At 61.7% G+C, this 8,689-nt stretch carries 9 protein-coding genes; 6 read left to right on the top strand and 3 right to left on the bottom strand.

Annotation, left to right across the window (positions count from 1 at the left end; all coding sequences use genetic code 11):
• Both H8A95_RS39880 and H8A95_RS39875 read left to right on the top strand, forming a co-directional pair.
• Positions 1 to 1,681 (top strand): feruloyl-CoA synthase (locus H8A95_RS39880; protein ID WP_229188016.1); only part of this gene is annotated, 1,681 nt, incomplete at its 5' end.
• Positions 1,682 to 1,752: 71 nt separating this feature from the next.
• On the top strand, positions 1,753 to 2,004 hold the full coding sequence (locus H8A95_RS39875; protein ID WP_229169672.1) for a hypothetical protein: 252 nt from the start codon (positions 1,753 to 1,755) through the stop codon (positions 2,002 to 2,004).
• A 286-nt stretch (positions 2,005 to 2,290) separates the two neighbouring features.
• On the opposite strand, the gene H8A95_RS39870 is transcribed toward H8A95_RS39875, so the two are convergent.
• Positions 2,291 to 2,599, bottom strand: a complete 309-nt coding sequence (locus tag H8A95_RS39870; RefSeq protein WP_229169673.1) for an HVO_A0114 family putative DNA-binding protein — start codon at positions 2,597 to 2,599, stop codon at positions 2,291 to 2,293.
• Between the two features lie 17 nt (positions 2,600 to 2,616).
• Positions 2,617 to 2,730: a hypothetical protein gene (locus H8A95_RS39865; RefSeq protein ID WP_376711729.1), complete on the bottom strand. Its 114-nt coding sequence runs from the start codon at positions 2,728 to 2,730 to the stop codon at positions 2,617 to 2,619.
• A 432-nt stretch (positions 2,731 to 3,162) separates the two neighbouring features.
• On the opposite strand from H8A95_RS39865, the gene H8A95_RS39860 reads away from it, so the two are divergent.
• A complete protein-coding gene (locus H8A95_RS39860; RefSeq protein ID WP_229169674.1) occupies positions 3,163 to 3,828 on the top strand; it encodes a hypothetical protein in 666 nt (221 codons plus the stop codon).
• Entirely contained in the window at positions 3,825 to 4,415 is a 591-nt protein-coding gene (locus tag H8A95_RS39855) for an RES family NAD+ phosphorylase (protein ID WP_229169675.1), read from the top strand. Before H8A95_RS39860 ends, H8A95_RS39855 begins: the two co-directional genes overlap by 4 nt.
• Positions 4,416 to 4,674: 259 nt before the next feature.
• On the opposite strand, the gene H8A95_RS39850 is transcribed toward H8A95_RS39855, so the two are convergent.
• Positions 4,675 to 6,921, bottom strand: coding sequence for a 2OG-Fe(II) oxygenase (locus H8A95_RS39850; protein WP_229169676.1), 2,247 nt, complete (start codon positions 6,919 to 6,921; stop codon positions 4,675 to 4,677).
• Between the two features lie 1,168 nt (positions 6,922 to 8,089).
• Here H8A95_RS39850 and H8A95_RS39845 point away from each other — a divergent pair.
• Together H8A95_RS39845 and H8A95_RS39840 are read left to right on the top strand one after the other, a co-directional pair.
• A complete protein-coding gene (locus H8A95_RS39845; RefSeq protein ID WP_229169677.1) occupies positions 8,090 to 8,278 on the top strand; it encodes a hypothetical protein in 189 nt (62 codons plus the stop codon).
• 173 nt (positions 8,279 to 8,451) lie between these two features.
• Positions 8,452 to 8,689 (top strand): DUF2285 domain-containing protein (locus tag H8A95_RS39840; protein ID WP_229188015.1); only part of this gene is annotated, 238 nt, incomplete at its 3' end.

Genomic DNA, 8,689 nt, shown 5'->3' with positions numbered 1-8,689 from the left:
CGTGTTCATGGCCGAGCGCGCCGCCGGCGGCGGTTGGCGGCAGATCACCTACGCACAACTGCTGGAGACGACGCGGCGCCTCGCGTCGGCGTTGATCGCGCGCGGATTGTCGGCCGACCGACCGATCGTGATCCTGTCGGGCAACTCGATCGACCACGTGCTGATCGCGTTCGGCGCGCTGTATGCGGGGATCCCGTTCTGTCCGGTCTCGCCGGCCTATTCGCTGGTCTCGCGCGACTACGGCAAGCTCAACTTTCTGATCGAGCTGCTTACGCCGGGCCTCGTCTTCGTCGATGACGCGGACAAATTCGCCGACGCACTGCTCGCCAATGTGCCCGCGGGCATAGAGATCTCGGCGAGCCGAGGCGCCGTTGCCGGCCGTGATGTCACCCGCCTCGCCGACCTGACGACAACGCCGGAACACCCGCGCCTTGACGCGGTTCACGAGGCAATCGGCCCCGACACGATCGCAAAGTTCCTGCTCACCTCGGGGTCGACGGGCAATCCCAAGGCGGTCATCAATACCCAGCGCATGATCTGCGCCAATCAGGTCATGCTGCGCGAGACGCTTGCGTTCCTGAAGGATGAGCCGCCGGTCATCGTCGATTGGCTGCCGTGGAATCACACCTTTGGCGGCAACCACAATATCGGGCTGACGCTCTACAATGGCGGCTCGATGTATCTCGACGAGGGCAAGCCGATGCCCGGCGGCATCGAGGAGACCGCGCGAAACCTGCGCGAGATTTCGCCGACAGTCTACTTCAACGTTCCCAAGGGCTATGAGGCGCTACTGCCTTATCTCCGCGACGATGCAGGCTTGCGGGCGAAATTCTTCGACCGGCTGCATGCGATGTTCTTCTCGGGCGCGGCGCTGTCGCCGCTCGTCTGGAACAGCCTCGACGAGCTCGCGGTGCGGGAGAAGGGCTATCGCGTGCCGATGCTGACCGGCCTCGGCGCGACCGAAACCTCGCCGTTCTTCATGTCGGTGCGCCCCGACACCAGCCGCTCCTGCCATGTCGGCCTTCCCGTATCAGGCGCCGATGCCAAGCTTGTGCCGAACAACGGCAAGCTGGAAGTCCGCGCCAAGGGGCCGAACGTCTCGCCAGGTTACTGGCGCCAGCCGGAGCTAACCGCCAAGGCCTTCGACGAGGAGGGCTTCTACAAATTCGGCGACGCCCTGAAGCCTGCCAATTCCGGCGATTTCGACGCCGGCTTCGACTTCGATGGCCGTATCGCCGAAGATTTCAAGCTGGCGAGCGGCACCTGGGTCAGTGTCGGTCCCTTGCGGGCGCGGTTCGTCGGCGCCTGCGCGCCGCTGGTGCGCGACGTCGTGATCGCGGGCCTCAATCGCGACGAGATCTCGGCGATCGTCATCCTCGATCTCGACGGCTGCTGCCTGATCAATCCAGATCTCGCTGCCAACGATATCGCGGCGGCTGCCGCTGATTCCAAGGTACGCGCGGCCTTCCGCGAACGCTTCACACGATTTCTCGCCAGCGCGACCGGTTCGTCGAACCGCGTCACCCGTGCGATCCTGCTCGACACCCCGCTGTTGATCGATCGCGGCGAGATCACCGACAAAGGCTCGATCAACCAGCGCGCCGTGCTGGAGCATCGCAATGTCCTGATCGAAACGCTCTATGCGCCGGTGCCGGCGGCATCCGTCATCACGCTAACCTGATTTCGAAGAGGAGAACCGCCATGCAGTTGAAGGACCAAGCCACCATCGACTGAGAAGGCGTAGAAGCTCCGATGAATGAACACAATGGATTCCGGATCAAGGACATGCACGCGATCGTCGCAATTAGCGATGATGACGGGGAGGTCGTTCAGACTTGGTACACGGCGGATGGTCCGTTGCCGTTGATCGCCACAGATCATCGTTGGCTTAAGAACATCACCGATATGGCGCAGATCATCGCCAATCAATCCGGCAAAGAGTTTGAGGTTGTGACGTTTTCCGTCCGTGAACGCGTGGGCAGGATTAAGCCGGAACGCAAATAACCGTGATGTCTATTTCATGTTCACCTGATGGCCCTGTCCCCGGAGTTGGCCAATTCATGTTGCACATGATGATCCGACTGTCTTCTCTTAACGCCGTTCCCCGCTAGAAACACCTTCCGCCAACACATGAAGAGGAAAAGCCACAGGACGCCGGCGGAAAACTATAGGAATATATTCCATAACGGAGATTATGCGAATCGCTTACTTGCGCTGTTTCTTACTACTATTGCTATTGATGCGGGCGGGACGTCACGCCGCCATCATGTCGAACTCGACATGAACGCGGTCATGGAAATTCCACGCCCCCACTTTCCGTCCTCTCCAAAATCCCCGCGCCCAGCAGCAGCGTCACATCGGAGTGGACCCCCTTGAAGTCGCGGTCGACCCGACGCGCGACTTCCCGTATTGTCAGCGGGCCGGCTCCGGTCATAACTCGCACGATCTCCATGCGCTTGGGCGCCAGCACCCGCCAAAGGTCGCGGACGCTCTCGAATGAAATTCGGTCGTCGCCAGCCTTACGCTGCCCGTGCGCAGTCGCCAAGATGCGGCGCGTCAGGTTGCTCTGTGTCGCGACGCCTAGGATAACCGTCCGCATGTTCTATCTCCGTTTATTCACGTCGCGCCAAAAACCGCCAGCAGCCGCACCAGCCCACGAAAAGCATAAGAGCAATCCTTGCCATCCAGGTGGCGATGATCGCCCTTGCCGCGCTCATTGTCGTAACGCACGCGGCAGACGCCGTTCACTACATAGCGAGCCGGTATTTGTCTTCGGCAAGAGTGGCGATGTCCTTATCATATTCAGCGAACGTCATGATGTTTAGAAAAGCTTGTAGTTGCTGATTGCGCTCATTAGAAATGTTACCAGAGGTTGCGTGAATGGTTGTCCTCCGACGGCATTGGCATCGGGCTGAGGACCCATAGCGGCGCCGGCTTCGGGGGCACGCACATCGGTCGTTTAGTTCAGCGATCCATTCCTGGTCCAGCCTGCCGCTCGTTAGCCTCGACGCAGCCCGATGCTCCGCAGGCATTTTGGGCGCGCCGGATCGCATGCCCAACGCCTACTGATGCAGCGCATGGAACCGATCTGAATTAGACAGCTGTTGACAAAGTTGACAAAGTTGCAGGAAATAGTCCATATTCAGGCAGGGAGTCGAGATCATGTCCAAGGCACGGTCAAAGGCCATCGGTATCAAAGATCTGTCCGTCCACGAGGACGGAATGATGATGGTACTTAAGCAGAAGCCCTCCGCTTTGAAGAGCCTGGCTCTTCCCGCAGACGCTCAGGTCGCGATTGTGTCCAAGAGTGCAACGGCGCTGCAGAAGGTTCGTGAGCGCAACAAGCAACTAGCGGGACAAGCGTTCCGGTTCTTCACCGGAGCAGCGAAGAAGACCGTTGTCGTCAACAAGGAGGCATTTGCGCCCGATGCCCGGGCTCTCGCCGTCCTCGAGGGCGTCCGTATTGTGCAAGAGGATCTTCGGCGAGCAGGAGGCGCGTACGATCTGGACCAGGTCAGAACCCTGCTGCGGGGAATCTCCCGGCAGGCTGTCGACAAGCGCGTGCAGGAAGGTAGCCTCCTTGCCGTTCCCGGTCCCAGCAACCACCGGAGCTTTCCGACCCTTCAGTTCAACGCGGACGGCACTATCGTCGAGGGCCTGAAGTCCGTCCGGGAGGTGCTGCCGACCAACAATCCCTGGACCATTCTGAATTTCCTGGCTCAGCCAGATGATCGGCTGGGTGGCCGCAAGCCCATCGACCTGCTCAAGGAAGGCAAGGTTGAACTTGTGGTCGAGGCCGCCCAGCGAATGGCTCAGCAAGGCGCGTGACCGCTCCGCTACCGCCGGACGATCTCGATCGCCGCCGTCCGCGCCTGGTCCGGCTGCGGCGGGGTACGCTGGTTCATCGGTTCTACACCGCCGAGTACGATCCCATCTTTTTCGACACGTCGCGTCTCGGCCGGCTGAACGCTCCTGATGGAAGCTACGGCGTTCTCTATGCAGCCCGGGAGCCCTTCGGCGCATTTGCAGAGACGTTCCTTCGCGTGCCGGGACGGACCCTGATAGATGCCGGCCTGCTGCATCGCAAAGCCTACGCTCGTCTCGAGATCACCGTAGATCTTTCGCTGATCAGACTGGCTGGCCCCTCGCTCGCCATTCTCGGTGCGACCGCCGAGGTGGTGCATGGCGGACTGCCTTACGACGTGCCGCAGGCCTGGTCGAGGGCTCTATTGGGCCATCCGCTTAATCCCGACGGCATCGCCTATTACGCTCGCCACGACGACGATGGCCTTTGCTATGCGCTGTTTAATCGCACTCGCAGCTCAATCCGGGAGATCGATCGACAGACCAACCTGGATCAAGACTGGTTCTGGCGGCTCGCGCAACGATACAAGGTCGGACTAGCGCCCGGCTGACTCTCGTTGAAGCCGGCAGCCCGGACAATGCCTGTCGTCGTTGAAGGAGCCGAGGCAAATGAGCAGTTTGACTTCCTGGCGCGTGAGGCCTGCGATGACGTTCAAGGCTCCTTCATTGGCCGACCGGGTCCGAGATCAGGGTCGTCGCCCTCCAGGGATAGGTTGATGGCCGCGTCTGTACTCCCCGCCTTGGCCCGCGAGCTCGATCCTTCCGGCGCATTCTGCGGCCGGAGTTCCTGGCTCGGTGCTGGAGCCAACATCATCCGCCCAGCGCTGAGATGTGCTCCAGATCCTGCCGGCGCTGCCTGGCGCGGCGTTCGTAGCTGGCCTGGTTCTTGGTAGCGACCAGCGTGTGGGGACTGCCGCGTCTTTCCGTCGTGAGGTCAAGGTCGCACGTCGCGCTCCGGACCCTTTGCTCGACATGGGTCCTCCGGTCCTGGACCGCCTTCAGGCGCCATTGCTGTTGATCCGGCGCAGTCAGGAATGCGCCCAACCCACGGCAGTCGCCGCACGTGCATTTGAGCGGGTTGGTCCTGGTCCAGTCCCGTGGCGCCTCCAGCGGCAGGGCGACGCGCCGGCGCAGGTGGTCGAGCGCGGCCTCCCGGAGCCGCGCGACCGCCGGCCACGCCCTTCTCTCCTCCAGCTTGGCAATCGCTAGAGCAGCGGGGACCAGCACATCGTCCGGCTTGTATGTCTTCGGCCAGGCCATCAGGTGCTGGATCGCGCGCGCTGCGAGCCCCGCATCGATTCGACTTGTCGCTGTCAGGAGGTCGACGACAAAGCCTGGCTTCACCGGCGCTGGCCGGGAGACATCGACCTGCTGCTGCGTGGTCGGGTCGCCCGGCATCGCATCTATCAAGGCTTGGCCGATCTGTTCGAGGGTCAGACCTGCCGGCGCCGCAACGCAGCGCGTCAGCAGATCGCCGCAGGCGGTGAGATGGGCCGAAGCGTTACGGCTGACAATCCGGATCAGCAATTCCGTTGCGCGCGCGGCGGGAAGAAGCGCGGCAGCTCGCACAATCGCTCCGTTGTCAAGCGCGGCGTAGTGGCCCTCGGCCGACAGCTCGGCGAGGAGCGCATCGATGCGCCCGGCGTTCCCAAGCCGGATCTGCAAATCGAGCATCCGGCCGGCTGCCGCGTCGTCGTCTGCCCGCCGGGACGAGCGTGGCCAAGAGCGCAGCATATGCCGCGACAGCTCATCGGCTTCACGCCACAGCGGCGACTGGATCGATGCATTGCTCGTCTCCCAGCGCACCGTCAGATCTTCGAGATACGGCAGCGTCGTGCCCAGGCCAGCCTGATTCAGCACCGCGAACCTCCGCGCGGTCGGCCACAACACGAAGCCGGCACGGCGATAGGTGCGCTCGAAGGACGCGCCTTCGTTGCCCGTGGCCTCGTGAAAATGCTGCTCATCCGGCGCCAGATTCTCGAAAGCATCGGGCGGGCACAACTCGTCCTCGGTGAAAGGAAAATCGTCGAACCCGGCCTCGCCGCCGTCCGGACGCCGCCACTCGGACAGAATCAGCGTTCGGTGGAAGATCTCGGCGACCTCAAACTCCTCGTCTTCGCAGCGACCCCAGCGGCGACGGCCGTAATAGGTGCTATGTTCGGCGCTGCCGCCCTCCTCGATCGACACGAGAGCGAGGTGGAGATCGCAATACGCCTCTGCGGCGGCCTTGACCAGCACGGACGCCACGCCCGCATCGGCCCCTTTGAGTGCACTGAACGACAGCTCGGCAGGCGTATAGACGTGCTCCAAGGGTACGATCAACTTATCAGGCTCATCCTCAGCGCTCGCCCAGTTCCGCAGCAACTCCACCACGCGCCCGTGCTCCGCCCGATAATCGGGTGCCTTCAGTGCGCGGCTCCTGCCGACGAAACGCAAATTATAGACGAGGGCCAGGCGACATCCCGTCTTGACCGGACGCAACTCATGCACGCAGTCGGCATAGAAGGCCGCAAAGCCGATCTCCGACGGCTCCTCCGGACGGGCGTCGAGCACGACCTCCCGGCCGAGATGCTTGACGACCAACTCGCCGCCGCTATGGGCTGAGGGCAGGACAAGCACCAACGTCGCGAACATGCCGGCGACCTTCTCGGTATCGCGGTGGTCGACGAAAAAGCTGCCGGTGTCGTAGACAAGAAGCTTATAGAAGTCGGCCGCAACCGGCTCGCCCACGCCAAGCCGGCGGGCCATGTCGGCGACGAGGCCGGCCAAGGTCTTGTCCCAGTGACGCCCTGCGATCTGAACCTTGGCGGAATCGACCTGCCAGGTTCTCCGGACTTCGCGATCGACCACGGTCTCCTCGCCTCGCCCGAACGGAGCTGTCTCGGCGATCGCGACGAGCTGCTCGGCTTGGACGGGTAGAACGGGAAAGGCGAGCCTGCCCACGCCGTCGACGTCGATCGTTGGCATGAAAATCTCGCGAATTCCGCCGACACAGAAGTCACCCGGGCGCTCAACGGATCGCAGACTGTTGAGCAACCTGGTACCGATCGACGACATGCTAATCCTCCGACACGCTGGACGGTGTTTCGTGGATGACCGTCAAGTCGACGCGATCCCACACGGTCGGGGGACGGACCTGTCTGGCCTCTTGGCTCGACACCCCGAACAGGTGCGTGAAGTCAATTTTTACCTGGACCGATCTCGGTGGAATCCGCGGGAACGACGTCCCCTTTCTATCACGCGTCATTGCAGGACGTGAACCTGTCGCTCTCCTTTCTAAAGGCACCAAAGTCTCGCGGTGCGGTCCTTCACCACACGGACTGTACGGATGTCATCCTTGGGGACGCGAGGCGGGGCCGCCGCGCCCGGCAAGACCGCGGGACAATGAAAATTCTTAAGCTCGGTCTGATAGCCGACAGCCTCCGAGCGCGCCTCGTGCAGCTTCGATCGCGACCGCCTTGCGGTTCTTCACAACCTCCGATCCAAGACCTCGCGACCGAGAAGTGCATCTCCGTCATTTCGAAGAAGCCGAGCGCATATCGCTCAAGGCAGGCGTCACACGGCGGAGCAAGAGGATCGCATCACTGATGTTTGCACGCTGCGGCCGCGACGTGACGTTCGCTCACAAGATTTACGACCTTCCACGCGGCGCAAGTGCGGATGCACGTTCAACACCCCGCATATTCAAAGAGCTGCAGTATGCGCTCTAGATACGCCCGCGCTCGGCGGCCATCCGGCGAGCCCCGACCTCGAGATAGAGTTGAGCGGCGCGGGTACGCTTAACATTGTCCGGGTCGCACTCCTCGAGGAGACGCACAAATCTGGTCATGCACCACATTTCAATGCGCTGCAATCGTTGCAGTAAGGATGATGATAGCTCGACGCCAGACTCTACGGCCTTAGCCTGCTCTCTGGTCAATCGCCTCCCCCCCTGGCTGTGCGAGCAGGCTAGCACAGCCTCGCGAGAGTTAAAGGTTCATTGGCGGTATCTACGTCTGGTCCTCGCAAAAGGATTGACCAATGCGGGAGTCAGATTGACCACATGGCTAGCATTGTGGCGCCTGCGCTTGATGGCCTCGTGGCATCGGCCATATAGTTCGTTGGCCTTGCCGTTCTCCTGATCGTAGCCTGGAGAGGCATTGCAATATCTTGTCGGTCGGAGGTGCCCGACCGTGCGTTGGGCCCCACGTCAGTGGTGAGGCTTTAGATGTATGGGTTGACTTACATGTCCGATAAAGCATTCCAAGCATGGATACGCGAGCTTCGTTTCGAGATTGGGCAGGTCTATTCGCAATTCCCGCTGGTTCCAGAGCACTGGCGGGGCGAGTTTGAGAAAGGTTGCACACCGACTGAGGCCTTTGACCGCATCATGACGGCCGCCGCTGAAGCGTCGGCAAGAGAAAGGTTTTCCTAAGCATCCGACCGTGCACAAAGTGGCAGCCGCTCGCCTGACCTGTTGGCCGCGAGCATGGCGATTCCGACGGGGACGATTGATGGACTGACGGCTACTATCGATCTCGTCGCAGGGACATCAATCGGCCCTGATGGCGCGTGACAATGCCATCTGAGTTTGATCAGGAGAGCCACATGCGCGAGAAGCCGCATAATTCTCATGTCGCCGACACGGCGCCGGCGGGCGATATTCTGACGCCGTATGATCGCGAACATGCGGTCACGTATATGCGCATGCTCGACGCCGACCGTGAAGGCGCTGATTGGCGCGAAGTGACGGAAATCGTGCTTCAGATTAATCCGGAGAGCGAGCCGGAGCGCGCCAGGCAGGTCTACGACACACATCTTGCGAGGGCGAAGTGGGCGTATAGCG

The organism is Bradyrhizobium oropedii, from assembly GCF_020889685.1.
Taxonomy (GTDB): domain Bacteria; phylum Pseudomonadota; class Alphaproteobacteria; order Rhizobiales; family Xanthobacteraceae; genus Bradyrhizobium; species Bradyrhizobium oropedii.
This window is presented reverse-complemented; position numbering and strand designations above follow the sequence as displayed.